The sequence below is a fragment of the Bradyrhizobium sp. NBAIM08 genome (assembly GCF_020193935.1).
Lineage (GTDB): Bacteria > Pseudomonadota > Alphaproteobacteria > Rhizobiales > Xanthobacteraceae > Bradyrhizobium > Bradyrhizobium yuanmingense.
On record NZ_JADYVR010000673.1, the window covers coordinates 1 to 423 of the forward strand.

Genomic DNA, 423 nt, shown 5'->3' on the forward strand with positions numbered 1-423 from the left:
ATGTTTGTAACGTTTGCTCGCAACTATTTTGCGACGTATGATGGATAATGACAAAATTGGGTTTACGCAAATTAAAATTGACCGTTCCGGAAAAGTCTTTTGCTATCGTTGCCGATGAATCTACAACAGGATATTGCCTAAGCGTTTTAGCTAATGCTTTTACCTGTTTCCTGTAGGTTTCATTGGAAGCGTCATACGGTCCGGCTGCACATTTTACCATGGCCGCACATAGTACAGCCATCGCCCCATATTGTACCAGCTGGTAAATAGCAAGTAATTTCATTGGGGAAAAGTAGGGGTCTATGCTTCCTTCTCCAAAATACCTTTTACCAGTGCCTTCCATTGAGGCTTATTCATTCCCAGCATAGCAAAAAAGCCAATAATAGCGTTGCGAAACTTATTGAGCAAGCCACCGGTGTGCGT

Annotated in this window: 1 protein-coding gene; it reads right to left on the reverse strand. The window is 42.6% G+C overall.

Annotated elements, in window-relative coordinates; all coding sequences use genetic code 11:
• Positions 1 to 343 (reverse strand): hypothetical protein (locus tag I6F37_RS41500; RefSeq protein ID WP_225154596.1); only part of this gene is annotated, 343 nt, incomplete at its 3' end.
• Between the last annotated feature and the right edge of the window lie 80 nt (positions 344 to 423).